Annotated in this window: 12 protein-coding genes and 1 riboswitch; of the genes, 7 read left to right on the top strand and 5 right to left on the bottom strand. The window is 66.9% G+C overall.

Annotated elements, in window-relative coordinates; all coding sequences use genetic code 11:
- The first annotated feature begins 3 nt into the window (after positions 1 to 3).
- Both HUT07_RS16205 and HUT07_RS16200 read left to right on the top strand, forming a co-directional pair.
- A complete protein-coding gene (locus HUT07_RS16205) occupies positions 4 to 561 on the top strand; it encodes a DUF3228 family protein (RefSeq protein ID WP_176021762.1) in 558 nt (185 codons plus the stop codon).
- 112 nt (positions 562 to 673) lie between these two features.
- Entirely contained in the window at positions 674 to 1309 is a 636-nt protein-coding gene (locus HUT07_RS16200; RefSeq protein WP_176021761.1) for a TonB family protein, read from the top strand.
- A gap of 102 nt (positions 1310 to 1411) precedes the next feature.
- Here HUT07_RS16200 and HUT07_RS16195 read toward each other — a convergent pair whose 3' ends face one another.
- The 3 genes from HUT07_RS16195 to ahcY all read right to left on the bottom strand — a co-directional run bounded on the left by HUT07_RS16195 (position 1412) and on the right by ahcY (position 4331).
- Positions 1412 to 1897, bottom strand: coding sequence for a hypothetical protein (locus tag HUT07_RS16195; RefSeq protein ID WP_176021760.1), 486 nt, complete (start codon positions 1895 to 1897; stop codon positions 1412 to 1414).
- Positions 1897 to 2370 carry a Cys-tRNA(Pro) deacylase gene (gene ybaK, locus HUT07_RS16190; protein ID WP_176021759.1) on the bottom strand — a complete coding sequence of 158 codons (474 nt, stop codon included), beginning with the start codon at positions 2368 to 2370 and terminating at the stop codon, positions 1897 to 1899. Before ybaK ends, HUT07_RS16195 begins: the two co-directional genes overlap by 1 nt.
- A 515-nt stretch (positions 2371 to 2885) precedes the next feature.
- Positions 2886 to 4331 carry an adenosylhomocysteinase gene (gene ahcY / locus HUT07_RS16185; protein WP_176021758.1) on the bottom strand — a complete coding sequence of 482 codons (1446 nt, stop codon included), beginning with the start codon at positions 4329 to 4331 and terminating at the stop codon, positions 2886 to 2888.
- 36 nt (positions 4332 to 4367) lie between these two features.
- Positions 4368 to 4450, bottom strand: a riboswitch (S-adenosyl-L-homocysteine riboswitch).
- A 123-nt stretch (positions 4451 to 4573) separates the two neighbouring features.
- Between ahcY and HUT07_RS16180 the strand changes: the two genes are divergently transcribed.
- On the top strand, positions 4574 to 7084 hold the full coding sequence (locus HUT07_RS16180) for a prolyl oligopeptidase family serine peptidase (RefSeq protein ID WP_176021757.1): 2511 nt from the start codon (positions 4574 to 4576) through the stop codon (positions 7082 to 7084).
- A gap of 237 nt (positions 7085 to 7321) precedes the next feature.
- Positions 7322 to 10033 carry a phosphoenolpyruvate carboxylase gene (gene ppc, locus HUT07_RS16175; RefSeq protein ID WP_176021756.1) on the top strand — a complete coding sequence of 904 codons (2712 nt, stop codon included), beginning with the start codon at positions 7322 to 7324 and terminating at the stop codon, positions 10031 to 10033.
- A 67-nt stretch (positions 10034 to 10100) separates the two neighbouring features.
- Here ppc and HUT07_RS16170 read toward each other — a convergent pair whose 3' ends face one another.
- Positions 10101 to 10607 (bottom strand): acyl-CoA thioesterase, encoded by a 507-nt coding sequence (locus HUT07_RS16170; protein WP_176021755.1) that lies wholly within the window; start codon positions 10605 to 10607, stop codon positions 10101 to 10103.
- Positions 10608 to 10788: 181 nt separating this feature from the next.
- Positions 10789 to 12000, bottom strand: a complete 1212-nt coding sequence (metK, locus tag HUT07_RS16165) for a methionine adenosyltransferase (protein WP_176021754.1) — start codon at positions 11998 to 12000, stop codon at positions 10789 to 10791.
- 313 nt (positions 12001 to 12313) lie between these two features.
- Here metK and HUT07_RS16160 point away from each other — a divergent pair, with 313 nt between their 5' ends.
- The 3 genes from HUT07_RS16160 to HUT07_RS16150 all read left to right on the top strand — a co-directional run bounded on the left by HUT07_RS16160 (position 12314) and on the right by HUT07_RS16150 (position 15970).
- Positions 12314 to 14023, top strand: a complete 1710-nt coding sequence (locus HUT07_RS16160) for a lysophospholipid acyltransferase family protein (protein WP_176021753.1) — start codon at positions 12314 to 12316, stop codon at positions 14021 to 14023.
- Positions 14020 to 14820, top strand: coding sequence for a UDP-2,3-diacylglucosamine diphosphatase (locus HUT07_RS16155; RefSeq protein WP_099820276.1), 801 nt, complete (start codon positions 14020 to 14022; stop codon positions 14818 to 14820). The genes HUT07_RS16160 and HUT07_RS16155 overlap by 4 nt, the downstream gene beginning before the upstream one ends.
- A 118-nt stretch (positions 14821 to 14938) precedes the next feature.
- Positions 14939 to 15970 (top strand): metal-dependent hydrolase, encoded by a 1032-nt coding sequence (locus tag HUT07_RS16150; RefSeq protein WP_176021752.1) that lies wholly within the window; start codon positions 14939 to 14941, stop codon positions 15968 to 15970.
- Positions 15971 to 16709: the final 739 nt, after the last annotated feature.

The following is a 16709-nucleotide window of genomic DNA, read 5'->3' as shown; positions in this document are numbered from 1 at the left end:
GCCATGTCCATCGTCCTCACCGATTTCGCCCGTCCCCGCCTGTTCCCGCGCGTGCCGCGTGGCAACACCATCCAGGACTGCAGTGCCGAGCAGTTCGAGGCACACCTCAACGCGCACCCGCCGCTGAAGGTGCTCGATGGCTACGCGCCATTCTGCAAACTGTTCGTGTACGAAAACTGGACCAGCACGCGCTGCCTGACGGTGCCGATCACCGACGCCAACCGGCACCAGCTGCGCAGCGGCTACGAAGCGCGCAACCGCGAGGAACTGCCGGTGCTGGTGCGCTGGTTCGAGGGCGTGGAATCGCCGCGTGCGAACTACCTGGTGGTGATCCTGTACAGCGCCGAGCAGCTGGCCAAGGAGGGTTCGCCCGTCGATGCGGACTGGGGCATCGTCGGCTGCATCTACACCGCCGAGCCGGAAGAAGTGCCGATGGCACCGATCACGATGATGCGCAATGCGCTGGGCGTGGAGGAGGGGGGTTCGGGCGTGCCGCTGGATCGCGAGGCGTACCAGCGTGCGGTGGCGTTCTGGGAAAGCAACGCCAACTGGCGGCCGTAGCCCGGTCGTGGTCATCCACGCGTGGCGTGGATCTACAGGCTGATCCGAGCCTGACATGCAGGTTCGCGCGGATGGCCTATGATCGGGCAGGCAAACGCACGGAGGGCGGGGCATGGATATCGGGGCAAGGATCATTCCGCTGCTGCTGGCAGGCATGCTGCCGGCTGCCGGCGCTCTGGCAGCAACGCCGGTCACGCAGACCGCATGTTCGCTACTGCCCCCCACGTCCTGGCTGCGCGATGCGGGGGTGACCGCGTTGTCGATGCAGGCCCGCGAAGGCCGTTGCGTGGTGGAGGTGACGGCGGTCGATGGCAAGGCGCTGTTGCGCCAGCAGCAGATGCTGATGGTGCTTGCGCAGAAGCTCTGCGCCGCGCCGGCGGAAGCAACCGTGGATGACACGCAGGTGTCACTGCAGCTGCGCCTGCCGAGGCGCTGCGCAGCGCGCAGCAGCCAGGATCTGTTCGCGGGCGACGAGACGGTCCGGATGCCACCCCGTGGTGTGTCACCGCGCTACCCGAGGGAGGCCATGCAGGAAGGGCTTTCCGGTCGCAGTCTGCTCAAGGCAGTGGTGGATGCGCAGGGCGCCGTCGCTGCAGTGGTCGTCGAAAGATCCAGTGGCCACCCGGTACTGGATGAAGCGGCGGTTGAGGAACTGCGCGGTTGGCGCTTCACCCGCACCGACGCGAAGAGCACAGTGCCGGAACTGAGCATCGTGCGTGTTCCGATGCGGTATGAGTTGGTGGAATGATCGGCATCCACGCGTGGCGTGGATCTACTGGGCAATGCCGTCCACGTGCGGCGTGGCTGCACGGACCGTAGTAGAGCCACGCCATGCGTGGCTGCTTGCCGATCAGACGGCTCTCCATTCCCACCAGGGATAGTGGTACTCGCGTTCGGTGGCGTGCCATTGCTGCTCGCAGTGCGTGCAGGTCACCCGGTAGCACTCACCCCAGCCATCCTCGGCGTCGCCGAGTCCGCGCAACTGCACGTGACCCTGTTCCAGCAGCGGCTTGGGATTGAAGAAGACATACGACGGGTACAGTGCGCACAGGCAGCCTTCGCGCGCCTGCCAGTAGCGCAATCGGTGCAGCGCCGCCTTGAGGTGGGCTTGGTTGCTGATCAGCATGCCGCCGAGCGCAATGCCTTGGCAGCGCTGTTCGATCAGGTCCACATGCGCAGCCAGTGCATCGAGCGAGGACGCGGTGAACAGCCGCGCGACCGCACGTGCGGCATCGGTGATGCGCGCTGCGTCGCGCGACAGCAGGTCCTGCAGCAGCACGTCGGCCTGAGTATCCTCAAGCCGGGGCGCCGGCGCTGTGGACCACGGCCAGCGCATCAACGTGCCTTGCCGATCGCGGCGTAATGGCCACCGGTCAGGCGCAGCAGATCGGCCGGTGCCAGCTCCACTTCCAGGCCACGCCGTCCTGCGCTGACGTGCAGGCTGGGCAGTGCCTGCGCGCTGGCATCCAGGAACGTGCGCAGGCGCTTCTTCTGCCCAAGCGGACTGATGCCACCGACCAGATAGCCGGTGGCCCGCTGTGCGGCATCGACGGCGGCCATCTCGCACTTCTTGCAGCCGGCGGCTTCGGCCAGCGCCTTGAGGTCGAGTTGGCCAGCCACCGGCACGATCGCTACCAGCAGTTCGTGGGCTTCCGTGCTGGCCAGCAGGGTCTTGAACACCTGCGCCGGGTCCAGGCCCAACTTTTCGACGGCCTCGCCGCCGTAGGATTCGGCATGGGCGTCGTGCACGTAGCTGTGCACGGTATGGGCGATCTTCTCGCGCTTGAGCAGGTTGATGGCCGGGGTCATGGGGGAATCGTAGCGCGCAGCGGGTGCGTTGCCTTGACCGAGACTACTGCGGGGGACCGACGAACAGCATCCACGCATGGCGTGGATCTACTGGGGCTGCATCCACGCCATGCGTGAATGTACGAGCGCGGGGCGTTGCCTTGACCGAGACTACTGCGGGGACCGACGAACAGCATCCACGCATGGCGTGGATCTACTGGGGCTGCATCCACGCCATGCGTGAATCTACGAGCGCGGGTGCGTTGCCTTGACCGAGACTACTGCGGGGGACCGACGAACAGCATCCACGCATGGCGTGGATCTACTGGGGCTGCATCCACGCCATGCGTGAATCTACGAGCGCGGGGCGTTCAGTAGATCCACGCCATGCGTGGATGCAGGACGCCCCGCACACCAACGCAGAACGGGCGCCCGAAGGCGCCCGTTCCGTGTGTTGCATGCGTCGGTAGTGCCAGCCCCTGGCCGGCACCCCGCAGCCTCTGTAGAGCCACGCCATGCGTGGCTGCATCGGCCGATCAGTAGCGGTAATGATCCGGCTTGAACGGACCTTCCACCGGCACGCCGATGTAGTCGGCCTGTTCCTGGCTCAGGGTGGTCAGCTTCACGCCGATCTTTTCCAGGTGCAGGCGAGCCACTTCTTCGTCCAGCTTCTTCGGCAGCAGGTACACCTTGTTCTCGTAGCTGCCCTTGTTGGCCCACAGGTCGATCTGGGCCAGGGTCTGGTTGGCGAACGAGTTGGACATCACGAAGCTCGGGTGGCCGGTGGCGCAGCCCAGGTTCACCAGGCGGCCTTCGGCCAGCAGGAAGATCGCGTTGCCGTTCGGGAAGATGTACTTGTCCACCTGCGGCTTGATGTTGACGTGCTTCACGCCCGGGAAAGCGACCAGCGCATCGACCTGGATCTCGTTGTCGAAGTGGCCGATGTTGCAGACGATGGCCTGGTCCTTCATCGCGCTCAGGTGCTCGATGCGGATGATGTCCTTGTTGCCGGTGGTGGTGACGTACAGGTCGGCACGGCCCAGGGTCGATTCGATGGTGTTGACCTCGAAGCCTTCCATCGCTGCCTGCAGGGCGCAGATCGGGTCGATCTCGGTGACCACGACGCGCGCGCCGTAGGCACGCAGCGACGCGGCGCAGCCCTTGCCGACGTCACCGTAGCCGCAGACCACGGCGACCTTGCCGGCCAGCATCACGTCCATCGCGCGCTTCAGGCCATCGGCCAGCGACTCGCGGCAGCCGTACAGGTTGTCGAACTTGCTCTTGGTGACCGAGTCGTTGACGTTGATCGCCGGGATCAGCAGGGTGCCGGCCTGGGCCAGCTGGTACAGGCGGTGCACGCCGGTGGTGGTCTCTTCGGAGACGCCCTTCCAGTCCTTGACCACGCGGCCCCAGTAACCCGGGCGCTCCTTGGCCACGCGCTTGAGCAGGTTCTTGATGACCTGCTCTTCGTGCGAGGCGGCCTTTTCGTCCACCCAGGTGCTGCCGTTTTCCAGCTCGTAGCCCTTGTGGATCAGCAGGGTGACGTCACCGCCGTCGTCGACCACCAGTTCCGGGCCGGTCAGGGTGCCGTCGGCCAGGGTGAAGGTCAGCGCGTCCAGGGTGCAGTCCCAGTACTCTTCCAGCGACTCGCCCTTCCAGGCGAACACGGGGGTGCCGGTGGCGGCGATGGCCGCAGCGGCGTGGTCCTGGGTCGAGAAGATGTTGCACGAGGCCCAGCGCACGTCGGCGCCGATGTCCTTCAGGGTCTCGATCAGCACCGCGGTCTGGATGGTCATGTGCAGCGAACCGGTCACGCGCACGCCCTTCAGCGGCAGGGTGGCGGCGTGCTTGCGACGGATCGACATCAGGCCCGGCATCTCGTGCTCGGCGATGTCCAGCTCCTTGCGGCCCCAATCGGCCAGGCCGATATCGCGGATCTTGTAATCACCTTCGGTGGAGAAGGTCTTGGCAACAGCATTCATGCAGTAGCTCCGGTTGTGGGCGAGCGGATGCTCGCATCTGGCCGGGCGCCGTTGTTGCAAAGCCACCTGGCCGAGCCTGGCCGGTCTCAGGGGATCCGGTCGCAGCGCCCCTCGGCAGGGGAGGTTGCCCATTATATCGCGCCTCCGCTGTGACACAGCGATGACCCAACCATCGGCAGATGGGCGGAGGTGCATGGCCTGTTAAGGTCAAGGGCTTCACGCAGCGAACGGGTGGAACAATGATGAGCATGCACGCACGCCGCAGCCGGCGCCTGACTGGCCTGGTCCTGTCCATGGCCCTGCTGGCGGTGGTCCCGCAGGCCTGGGCTGCGGCCCCGCAGGCGGCGCAAGCGCAGGGCGTGACCGGCTACGAGCTGCCCTCGGCGGCACTGCAGGCGGTGGTCGATGCGCCGCGGGCGCCGTCGCTGTACCTGTCGCCCCGCCGCGATGTGGCCGCACTGATGCAGATGCCGTCGCTGCCGTCGATCCAGGTGGTGGCGCAGCCGGAGCTGAAGCTGGCCGGCCTGCGCATCAATCCGCGCACCTTCTCCGACAGCCGCTTCAGCTTCGGCCAGAAGCTGTGGCTGATGAATGTGGCCGACGGCAAGGAGCGGCAGATCAGCGGGTTGCCGGCCGCGTTGTCGATTGCCAGCCTGATGTGGTCGCCGGACCAGAAGTGGCTGGCCTTCAACCAGGTCGACGCCAACACCGGTGCCAATGAGTTGTGGCTGGTGGACGTGGCTGGCGGCAGCGCCCGTCGCCTCGTCGCGGGCCTGAACACCGTGATCGGCAGCGGTTACCAGTGGCTGCCGGACAGCCGTGGGCTGGTGGCGTTCACCCGCCCGGCCAACCTGGGTGCCGCGCCGGCCGCTGATGGCATCCCGACCGGCCCGGCCGTGCAGCAGACCAGCCAGGGCGGGGGCGTGGTCTCCATCCGCACCTACCAGGATCTGCTGAAGAACCAGGCCGACGCACGCCAGTTCGACTACTACGCCACCACCCAGCCGGTGGAGGTCAGCCTGGACGGGCAGAGCCGTGCCATCGGTGCGGCCGGCATCTTCATGGGCTTTGCGGTGTCGCCCGATGGCCGCTTCGTGCTCAGCCAGCCGGTGCAGCGCCCGTACTCCTACGTGGTGCCGGTGAGCAGTTTCCCGCGCCGCATCGAAGTGCTCGACCGCAGCACCGGCAAGCTGGTGCATACCGTGGCCGTGCGTCCGCTGGTGGAAGGCCTGCCGACCGGCAACGACGCCGAAGTGACCGGCGTGCGTGACATCAGCTGGCGTGGTGATGCCGATGCCACCCTGGTCTGGGCCGAAGCACAGGACGGCGGCGACCCGAACAAGGATGCCAAGGTACGCGATGCGGTATTCATGCAGGCCGCACCGTTCAATACCCCGCCTGTGACCCTGGCCCAGCTCGGTAGCCGTTATGCCGGCATCAGCTGGGGCCGTGGCGACCTGGCCCTGCTCAACGAATCGTGGTGGAAGACCCGCCGCAGCAAGACGTGGCTGATCGCGCCGGACAACGCCAGTGCCGACGCCAGGCTGCTGTGGGATCGCGATGCGCAGGACCGCTACGCTGATCCGGGTCGCCCGCTGATGACCAGCGATGATCGCGGCCGCTCGCTGCTGCAGACCACCGCTGATGGTGGCAGCCTGTACCTGGCCGGTGCCGGTGCATCGCCGGAGGGCGACCGTCCGTTCGTTGACCGCTTCGACGTCGCCAGCGGCAAGGCGACCCGCCTGTTCCATTCGCAGGCACCGACCTATGCCGCGCCGGTGACGTTGCTGGACGCGCAGGCCAGTTCGCTGCTGATCAGCCGCGAGAGCCCGGATGAACCGACCAACTTCTACGTACAGTCGCTGGACGACACCAATGCCGCGCCGCGTGCGCTGACCCGTTTCGCCCATCCGCTGCCGCAGTTGAAGGGCGTGCAGAAGGAGCAGATCCGCTACAAGCGCAAGGACGGCGTGGACCTGACCGCGACCCTGCTGCTGCCGCCGGGCTATGACCCGAAGCGTGATGGTCCGCGGCCGCTGCTGATGTGGGCCTACCCGGGTGAGTTCAAGAGCGCGGCGGCCGCCAGCCAGGTGACCGATTCGCCGTACCGCTTCAACGCGATCAGCTACTGGGGTCCGCAGGCGTTCCTGGCCAAGGGCTATGTGGTGCTGGCCAGCCCGTCGATGCCGATCATCGGCGAAGGCGACAAGGAACCCAACGACACCTACATCGAACAGCTGGTGGCCAATGCGCAGGCCGCAGTGGACGAGGTGGTGCGTCGCGGCGTGACGGATCGTGAGCACATCGCCATCGGTGGCCATTCCTACGGTGCGTTCATGACCGCCAACCTGCTGGCGCACACCCGCCTGTTCAAGGCCGGCATCGCCCGCAGCGGTGCCTACAACCGTACGCTGACCCCGTTTGGTTTCCAGGCCGAAGAGCGCAACTACTGGCAGGCGCAGGACGTGTACCAGAAGATGGCGCCGTTCAATTACGCGGACAAGATCAAGGATCCGATCCTCTTCATCCATGGCGTGGACGACAACAACTCCGGCACCTTCCCGCTGCAGAGCGAGCGCATGTTCGCTGCGGTGAAGGGCCTGGGCGGCACTGCACGGCTGGTGATGCTGCCGAACGAATCGCACGCCTACCGCGCGCGCGAATCGATCATGACCATGCTGGCAGAAAGCGAGCGCTGGCTGGAGCAGACCATCGGCCCGGCCGAGCAGGGCAAGGCCAAGAAGAAGCGCTGACCCGCGCATGAGCGCGGCCCCAGCAACAGGGGCCGCTTGCGCGGCTGCGCCGCCGCCCGAGCATGGGCTCGGGTGCTACACGGTATGGCGAGTGATGATGTCCGTAGAGCCGAGCCCACGCTCGGCTGCTTCTGCTGCGGATACGTGCAGATGAAACCATTTCCGCATCGCAGCATCGTGCGCAATCTGGTTTAGGCTTGGGGTCTGGATCCGTTGACCGAGGCCTGTGCGTCGCCGATGAACGAGTACCGCAGCAGTATCGAGTTCGCTTCCCCCGATCTTCCCCTGCGTGACGACGTGCGCCGTCTGGGTGCACTGGTCGGCGACCTGCTGGTCGAGCAGGTGTCGGCCGCTTTCCTCGATGACGTCGAGGACGTGCGTACGCGTGCCATCGCCCGCCGCGAGAACCAGGCGCCACTGTCCGAGCTGGCCGATGGCCTGGCCGGGCGTGCGCCGCAGCAGGCCGAGACCATGGTGCGTGCGTTCAGCACCTACTTCCAGGTGGTCAACATCGCCGAGCGCGTGCATCGCATCCGCCGCCGCCGCGACTATCAGCGCGCCGTTGCCGCTGCACCGCAACCCGACGGCCTGCAGGATGCCCTGCAGCACCTGAAGGCACAGGGCGTTGGTCTGGATGAACTGGCACAGTGGCTGCCACGCATCGATATCGAACCGGTGTTCACCGCGCACCCGACCGAGGCGGTGCGCCGCGCGCTGCTGGAAAAAGAGCAGCTGATGGTGGCCAGCCTGGTCGACAACCTTGATGGCCAGCGCACACCCGGCGAAGCCGCCGCCGACGCCGCGCGCTTCCGCATGGCGTTGACCGCCTCGTGGCAGACCACCGATTCCTCGCCGGTGCGTCCGACCGTGGACGACGAACGCGAGCACGTCGGCTTCTATCTGGTGCAGGTGCTGTATCGGGTGATCCCGGTGCTGTACGAATCGCTGCAGCAGGCGCTGCGTGATACCTACGGCGAGGAACTGCCGTTGCCACGCCTGCTGCGTTTCGGCACATGGGTGGGCGGCGACATGGACGGCAATCCCAACGTGGATGCCCACACCATCCGCAACACCCTGGATGCACAGCGCGTTGCCGTACTGGGCCGTTACCAGAAGGAACTGCTGCAGCTGGCCAGCCTGCTCAGCCAGTCCACCGAGCGGGTGGGTGTGAGCGATGCGCTGCAGGCACGCGTGGTGCATTACCAGCAGTTGCTGCCGCAGGTGCAGTCGCGGCCACGCCATGCCGACATGCCGTATCGGTTGCTCAACGACCGCATGCGCGCGCGCCTGCAGGCTACGCTGGATGATGCCGACGGCGCCTATGCCGGCCCGGACGAGCTGATCGATGACCTGCAGCTGATCCTCGAAAGCCTGCGCGCGAACCGTGGCGAACATGCCGGCGGCTTCGCCGTGCAGCGCCTGCTGTGGCGGGTAAAGACCTTCGGCTTCCATCTGGCGCGGCTGGATGTGCGCCAGGAATCGAGCGTGCATGCACGCGTGCTGGCGGCGGTGCTGGGTGGCGAAGCTGCGTGGGACGCATTGGATGCAGCCGGACGCGCAGGCCTGCTGGCGCCACATGCCAGTGGTGAAACATCCTTGCCCGCTGGCGATGACGAAGGCAACCAGCGCCTGGATGCGGTGTTCGCCGCCTTGGCCGATGCACGTGCGCGGCATGGCGGCGACGCGCTGGGCAGCTACATCATCTCGATGGCGCACGATCGCGGCGATGTGCTGGCGGTGCTGGCGCTGGCGCGTCGTGGTGGCCTGGTCGATGACACCGGCGATGTGCCGCTGGATATCGCGCCGCTGTTTGAAACCGTGGACGACCTCAAGCGTGGCACTGCAACACTGCGCGATCTGCTGGCCGACCCGGTGTACCGCGCGCATCTGCGTGCCCGCGACGATGTGCAGATGGTGATGCTCGGTTACTCGGACAGCAGCAAGGATGGCGGCATTGCGGCCTCGCGCTGGGGCCTGCAACGCGCGCAGGTGGAACTGCTGGAGGTGGCGGCCGAAGCGGGCCTGCGGCTGACCTTCTTCCATGGCCGGGGCGGCTCGATCAGCCGCGGTGGCGGCAAGACCACGCACGCGGTCGATGCCTCGCCGCGTGGCAGCATCGATGGCCGCCTGCGGGTGACCGAGCAGGGCGAAGTGATCCACCGCAAGTACGGCATCCGTGCATTGGCATTGCGTTCGCTGGAGCAGGCTACCGGTGCGGTACTGCGTGCCAGCCTGCGCCCGCGCGCCGCCGAACCGCGCGAAGAGGACTGGCGGCCGGTGATGGACGTGGTCGCCGGTTCGAGTAGCGAGATCTATCGGGCGTTCGTCGGCCAGCCGCGTTTCATGGATTACTTCCGCACCGCCACGCCGATCGATGTGATCGAACGGATGACGCTGGGGTCGCGGCCTTCGCGGCGGCTCGGCCAGGATGCGGCGCTAGGCAACCTGCGCGCGATTCCGTGGGTGTTCGCCTGGAGCCAGGCGCGCGCGGTCATTCCCGGCTGGTATGGCGTGGGCAGTGGTCTGCAGGCGGCGGTGGACGCCGGGCATGAGGACACGCTGCGCGAGATGGCGCGTGACTGGCCGTTCTTCCGCACCTTCCTGGACGACATCGCGATGGTGCTGTCGAAGGGCGATATCACCATCGCCGAACAGTTCTCGCGCCTGTCAGGCGAGCTGCATGATGCGTTCTTCCCGCAAGTCGAACGCGAGTTGGAGCTGACCCGGCACTGGCTGCTGACGCTGATGGAGCAGCAGACGCTGCTGGACCACGACGCACGGCTGGCGTTGTCGATCCGCCTGCGCAATCCCTATGTGGACCCGATCAGCGTGCTGCAGGTGGATCTGCTGCAGCGCTGGCGCGAAAGTGGGCGCGAGGACGATGACCTGCTGCGCGCGCTGGTGGCCTGCGTGAACGGTGTTTCGCAGGGCGTGCAGAACACCGGGTGAAATGTATCCGCCGGGCATGGCCCGGCGCTACCGGCCTCGGTAGGTGCGGGGCTTGCCCCGCACGCCTTCATTCTTCCGGCGACGGCGGATTCGACGCCAGCAGTTCCAGATGCCGCTGTTCCATTTCCTGCCGCAGCTGTCGGCGGATCAGCGCTGCGGCCTGGCGGCGCTTCTCGTCTGAACTGGCCGGCTGCAGCGGCGGAACCGGCGTCGGCCGGCCTTCCTCGTCCACCGCCACCATGGTGAAGAAGCAGCTGTTGGCGTGGCGCACGCTGCGCTTGAGGATGTCCTCGGCCACCACCTTGACGCCGATTTCCATCGACGAGGTGCCGGTGTAGTTCACCGAGGCCAGGAAGGTGACCAGTTCACCCACCGCGATCGGCTGGCGGAACACCACCTGGTCCACCGACAGGGTGACCACGTAGCGGCCGGCATAGCGGCTGGCGCAGGCGTAGGCCACCTGGTCGAGCAGGCGCAGGATCGCGCCGCCGTGGACCTTGCCGGAGAAATTGGCCATCTCCGGCGACATCAGCACGGTCATGGACAGCTGGTGGGATTTGAGTTCGGTCGACATGCGGCGATTGTATCGGCAACCGGGTAGTGCCGGCCGCTGGCCGGCAGCCACGCGATTGTTTCCGGAGGCCATGAAAAAGCCGGCCAGCGGCCGGCACTACCAAAAGAGAAGGGCCGCTTTCGCGGCCCTTCTCGAAGGTCAGCCGACTAACAGTCGGCTCTACAGCGGCCCTTCGTCTGTCTTATTTCAGCTTCGCATCGGCGCGCAGGGCGGCGGCGCGATCGGTCTTCTCCCAGGAGAAGGCCGTGGCGTTGACGGTCTCGCCTTCGCCGTTGACGTAGCTGAACTCCTTCGGCTTGCGGCCGAAGTGGCCGTAGGCTGCGGTCTGCTGGTACATCGGGTGGATCAGGTCCAGCATCTTGATGATGCCGTACGGGCGCAGGTCGAAGTGCTTGCGGATCAGCTTCTCGATCTTGTCGTCGCTGATCTTGCCGGTGCCGAAGGTGGTGACCGAGATCGAGGTCGGCTCAGCCACGCCGATGGCGTAGGAGACCTGCACTTCGCAACGGTCGGCCAGGCCGGCGGCAACCACGTTCTTGGCGACGTAGCGGGCAGCGTAGGCCGCCGAACGGTCGACCTTGGACGGGTCCTTGCCGGAGAACGCACCACCACCGTGACGGGCCCAGCCGCCGTAGGTGTCGACGATGATCTTGCGGCCGGTCAGGCCGCAGTCGCCCACCGGGCCGCCGATCTCGAACTTGCCGGTCGGGTTGATGTGGAACTTGGTGCCCTTGTGCAGCCACTTGGCCGGCAGCACCGGCTTGATGATCTCTTCGCGGACGGCCTCGATCAGGTCCTTCTGCTTGATGCCCGGGGCGTGCTGGGTCGACAGGACCACGGCGTCGATGGCCGAGACCACGCCGTTTTCATAGCGCAGGGTGACCTGGCTCTTGGCGTCCGGACGCAGCCAGGACAGCGGCGAGTTGCGCTTCTTGCGGATCTTGGCCTGCTGCTCGACCAGGCGGTGCGACAGGTGGATCGCCGCCGGCATGTAGCTGTCGGTTTCGTTGGTGGCATAGCCGAACATCAGGCCCTGATCGCCAGCGCCCATTTCTTCCGGCTTCTTGCGGTCAACGCCCTGGGCGATGTGCGGGGACTGCTTGCCAATCAGGTTCAGCACGCCACAGGTGGCGCCGTCGAAGCCGACGTCGGAGCTGTCATAGCCGATGTCCACGATGACCTTGCGGGTCAGCGCTTCCAGGTCGATCCAGGCGCTGGTGGTGATCTCGCCGGCAACGATGGCAACGCCGGTCTTGACCATGGTCTCGCAGGCCACGCGGGCGCGCTGGTCCTGGGTCAGGATCGCGTCCAGCACCGCATCGGAGATCTGGTCGGCAACCTTGTCCGGATGGCCTTCAGAGACCGACTCGGAGGTGAAGAGGTAGCTGGACATCAGGCTTAATATCCTTTGATTCGGATGGAAAGATGGGCGCGAATGATACACGGGGTGCGCCGCCTGTGCATTGTGAACCCGTATGGGTTGCCGGTGGTTAAGGTGTTGTGCCCGGCAGGGCAAGGCCTGGCGGGCATTGCGGGGGCATCTTGCACAGGCAGTGTTCCACTGGCGTGACCATTGCCGCCCCCGGCAGGTCCGGACAGGCCTGCACAGGCGCCGTCATCATTCTGCCGCCAAACCGCCATCTGGCTGCCGCCTGCCGGGCGCAGGCTCTCGGCCAACCGGGCCGCCGGGCAGGAGTGGACACGCCATGCAGGAACTCGAACAGCGTCTGCAGCAACGCTATCCCGACTGGTTCCATGGGCGTCGCGGCCAACTGGCCCGGCCCCTGCTGCGCAGCGTGGGGCGCTGGTCGCGGCTGGATCGGATCGAGGCGTTCCTGCGCAGCAACGCCAACGTGCGCGGCTTCGACTTCGTCGCCGCCGGACTGGAGTTCATCGAGGGGCGCTACCAGGTGGACCCCGCCGCGCTGGCGCGGATCCCGGCCAGCGGCCGCCTGTTGATCGTGGCCAACCATCCTTCCGGAGCGCTGGATGCCTTGGCCCTGCTGGATGCCGTCGGCCGCATCCGCCGTGACGTGCGCATCGTGGCCAATGATCTGCTGGGCGCGATCGGGCCGCTGCAGGACCTGCTGCTGCCGGTACGCATCCTCGGTGGCAAGGTGCAGCGCAGCAGCCTGCAGGCGGTGGAGCAGGCGCTGGCGGCCGAGCAGTGCGTGATCGTATTCCCGGCCGGCGAGGTCTCGCGGTTGTCGCTGCTCGGCATCCGCGATGGCCGTTGGCAGCGGGGGTTTGTCCGCTTTGCCCGTGCTGCCGGCGCACCGGTACTGCCGGTGCGGGTTGAAGGGCGCAACTCCGCGCTGTTCTACGGCGCTTCGACCCTGTTCAAGCCGGCCGGTACGGCACTGTTGGCACGCGAGATGTTTGCCCGTCGTGGCCGGCCGCTGCGGCTGCGCATCGGCGAACCGATGCAGTTGGGGCAGGGTGACCCCGGCGCGCAGCTGCTGGCGGTGCGCCGCGCGGTCTATGCGCTTGGGCGCACAACGCCGGTTGCCGAAGGCTGCCCCGCAGGGCCCGAGCCGCTGGCCGCGCCGGTGCCGCCTGCTCAGGTCGCCGCTGGGATTGCCGCCGCCACCGTGCTGGGGCAGACCGCCGATGGCAAACAGATCCTGCTGGCCAGCTGCGCGGCTGATTCGCCGCTGCTGCATGAGCTGGGGCGGCTGCGCGAGCTGACCTTCCGCCAGGTGGGCGAGGGCACCGGGCGCAGCCGCGACCTGGACGACTTCGACCTGCAGTACCAGCACATCGTGATCTGGGACGGCGCCGCCCAGCGCATCGCCGGTGCCTACCGGATCATGCGTGGCGCGCAGGGGTTGGCGCGTCGGGGCCTGGCCGGGCTCTACAGCGCTTCGCTGTTCCGCTATTCCGACGATGCCATTCCACGTATTGCCGAAGGGCTGGAGCTGGGCCGCAGCTTCGTGGTGCCCGAATACTGGGGCAGCCGCAGCCTGGATTACCTGTGGCAGGGGATCGGCGCGTATCTGCAGTGCCAGCCTGGCATCCGCTATCTGTTCGGTGCGGTGTCGATCAGTGCGGCCTTGCCCCGCGACGCGCGCGAGCAGCTGGTGGCCTATTACCAGCGTTACTACGGCGCGGCCGATGGGCGCGTGCAATCAAACCGGCCATTCCAGTACTTCGCCGCGCCACCGTGCTTCGGCGAACTGGATGCGGCCGCTGCCTTCGACGTGCTCAAAGCCAATCTCGCCGCGCTTGGCACGGGTGTACCCACCTTGTACCGGCAGTACACCGACCTGTGCGAACCCGGTGGTGCACGGTTCCTGGCGTTCGGCGTCGACCCGGATTTCAGCGACTCGATCGACGGCCTGATCGAAGTCGACCTGCACGCGATCCGGCCACACAAGCGCAAACGCTACCTGCGCGATACGGGGATGCCGGCGTGAGCACGCTGGCGAACCTGGCACCGCATCGTCGCGCCGTGTTCGTCTCCGATGTGCATCTGGGGTCGCGGCATTGCCATGCCACCGAGCTGGCGCGTTTCCTCGGCACCCTGCGCTGCGAGCGCCTGTATCTGGTCGGCGACATCATCGACCTGTGGTGGATGGCACACCGGCGCGCCAACTGGCGGCAGTCGCACAGCGAGGTCATCCTGGCCCTGCATGCGCTGCGCCGCGCCGGTACCGAGATCATCTACATCCCCGGCAACCACGACGCCTCGCTGCGCCAGGTGTGCGGCCTGATGCTGCCGGCGATGCAGGTGCGCCGCCGCGCGATCCACACCACGGCCGATGGCCGCCGGCTGCTGGTGGCGCATGGCGACGACTATGACGGTGTCACCCACTTCGGCGGCCTGCAGGAGCGCTTTGGTGACTGGCTGTACTACCGCATCCTCACCGGCAACCATCTGTTGAACGCGGTGCGGCGTCGACTCGGGATGCGCTACTGGTCGTTGTCGGAATTCCTGAAACGCCAGAGCGGTGCGGCCGAACGCTACATCGAACGCTTCGTGCAGGCCGGTCTGGACGATGTTCGCCGTCGCGGCCTGGATGGCATCGTCTGTGGACACATCCACCGCGCGGCGCTGATCGAACGAGACGGTCTGGTCTACGCCAATGATGGCGACTGGGTGGAAAGCCTGACCGCGTTGGCCGAGGATCACGACGGCGCATTGCGGCTGCTGGACCACAACGGGCAGACACTGGTGGAGCTGCCCGGGGCGCGGTTGTCGCAGGCGGCGTAACCCGCTTCTGTCACCTTGTAGAGCAGGAGCCCATGCTCGGCTGTCGTGGCGCCGAACGAAGCGCAGCCGAGCATGGGCTCGGCTCTACATACGCCGCGCAACCCGCTAGCATCGGCCGATGGACTCATTGACCCAGATCGTTCTCGGCGGCGCCGTCGCTGCCGCCATCGCCCCGCCCGGACACCGACGTGCCGCTCTGCTGGCCGGTGCCGCGCTCGGCACCCTGCCGGACCTGGATGCCCTGTGGCTCGGCTTTGCCGCCGCCGATCCGGTGGCGAACATGACCGACCACCGCAGTTTCAGCCATTCGCTGCTGGTGCTGCCGTGGGTGGCCGCGCTGATCTGGTGGCTGTTCAAGCGCTTCGGCAAGGGCCGGGTGGCGCAATCTCCGGTGCGCTGGTTCTGGGCGATCCAGCTGGCGCTGGTCACCCATCCGGTGCTGGATGCATTCACCGTCTATGGCACGCAGCTGTGGTGGCCGTTGCAGCCGCATCCGGCGATGGGCTCGAGTGTCTTCATCATCGATCCCGCCTACACGGTGTGGTTGCTGCTGGGCTGCGTGCTGGCCTGGTTTGGTCGCGCGCGGCCGTGGGCGGGCAAGGTGCTCGGCGTTGCTTTGCTGCTCAGCAGTGCGTACCTGGGCTGGGGGCTGATCGCCAAGGGACAGGTTGATCGTGCCGCGCAGCAGAGCCTGGCGGCGATGGGCCTGGGCGACGCGCCGCGGTTCTCGGTGCCGATGCCGTTCAATACCCTGCTGTGGCGAGTCGTCGCGATGACCCCCAACGGCTACGTGGTGGGTGACCGCTCGCTGGTGGCCGACCATGCGCCGATGCGTTTCGAGGGGCATCCGTCCAACGTGCAGGCATTGCGCGAAGCCGCGGGAATTCCTGCAGTGCAGCGCCTGCAGTGGTTCAACCGTGGCTTCATGCGCGCGCAGGTGGTGGACGGCAAGCTGGTGCTGAGCGACTTGCGCATGGGCCTGGAGCCGGACTACACCTTCAACTTCGCGGTGGCAGAGCAGGTTGACGGCCAGTGGCGTGCGATCGTGCCCGAGCAGCTGCGGGTGGACTACAGCAGCCCGGCCGCGCGTGCCGATGCCGGTCGCCGGTTGTCGGCGATGTGGCAGCGTATCTGGCGCGCACCCGAGTAGATCCACGCCATGCGTGGATGTGGGGCAGCCACGCATGGCGTGGCTCTACTGCATCCGGGCGCGCCGGTCACGTGAGTGGCGCATACCTCGGCCGCTCAATACAGCGTATCTGGCGCGCACCCGAGTAGATCCACGCCATGCGTGGATGTGGGGCAGCCACGCATGGCGTGGCTCTACTGCATCCGGGCACGCCGGTCACGTGAGTGGCGTATACCTCGGCCGCTCAATACAGCGTATCTGGCACGCACCCGAACAGTAGATCCACGCCATGCGTGGATGGGGTGTGCACCGGCGGCGGCAGCCACGCATGGCGTGGCTCTACTGCATCCGGGCACGCCGGTCACGTGAGTGGCGTATACCTCGGCCGCTCAATACAGCGTATCTGGCACGCACCCGGACAGTAGATCCACGCCATGCGTGGATGTGGGGTATCGGCGGCAGCCACGCATGGCGTGGCTCTACTGCATCCGGGCACGCCGATCACGTGAGTGGCGTATACCTCGACCGCTCAATACAGCGCATCTGGCACGCACCCGGACAGTAGATCCACGCCATGCGTGGATGGGGTGTGCATCGGCGGCGGCAGCCACGCATGGCGTGGCTCTACTGCATCCGGGCACGCCGGTCACGTGAGTGGCGCATACCTCGGCCGCCACCCGAGTAGATCCACGCCATGCGTGGATGTGGGGCAGCCACGCATGGCGTGGCTCTACTGCACCCGGGCACGCCGGTCACGTGA

The organism is Stenotrophomonas sp. NA06056, from assembly GCF_013364355.1.
Classification (GTDB): domain Bacteria; phylum Pseudomonadota; class Gammaproteobacteria; order Xanthomonadales; family Xanthomonadaceae; genus Stenotrophomonas.
This window is presented reverse-complemented; position numbering and strand designations above follow the sequence as displayed.

Excerpts from the sequence above, each read along its gene's own strand:
- HUT07_RS16205 (WP_176021762.1), top strand. The coding sequence starts at position 4 with ATGTCCATCGTCCTCACCGATTTCGCCCGTCCCCGCCTGTTCCCGCGC.
- HUT07_RS16200 (WP_176021761.1), top strand. The coding sequence starts at position 674 with ATGGATATCGGGGCAAGGATCATTCCGCTGCTGCTGGCAGGCATGCTG.
- HUT07_RS16195 (WP_176021760.1), bottom strand. The coding sequence starts at position 1,897 with ATGCGCTGGCCGTGGTCCACAGCGCCGGCGCCCCGGCTTGAGGATACT.
- ybaK (WP_176021759.1), bottom strand. The coding sequence starts at position 2,370 with ATGACCCCGGCCATCAACCTGCTCAAGCGCGAGAAGATCGCCCATACC.
- ahcY (WP_176021758.1), bottom strand. The coding sequence starts at position 4,331 with ATGAATGCTGTTGCCAAGACCTTCTCCACCGAAGGTGATTACAAGATC.
- HUT07_RS16180 (WP_176021757.1), top strand. The coding sequence starts at position 4,574 with ATGAGCATGCACGCACGCCGCAGCCGGCGCCTGACTGGCCTGGTCCTG.
- ppc (WP_176021756.1), top strand. The coding sequence starts at position 7,322 with ATGAACGAGTACCGCAGCAGTATCGAGTTCGCTTCCCCCGATCTTCCC.
- HUT07_RS16170 (WP_176021755.1), bottom strand. The coding sequence starts at position 10,607 with ATGTCGACCGAACTCAAATCCCACCAGCTGTCCATGACCGTGCTGATG.
- metK (WP_176021754.1), bottom strand. The coding sequence starts at position 12,000 with ATGTCCAGCTACCTCTTCACCTCCGAGTCGGTCTCTGAAGGCCATCCG.
- HUT07_RS16160 (WP_176021753.1), top strand. The coding sequence starts at position 12,314 with ATGCAGGAACTCGAACAGCGTCTGCAGCAACGCTATCCCGACTGGTTC.
- HUT07_RS16150 (WP_176021752.1), top strand. The coding sequence starts at position 14,939 with ATGGACTCATTGACCCAGATCGTTCTCGGCGGCGCCGTCGCTGCCGCC.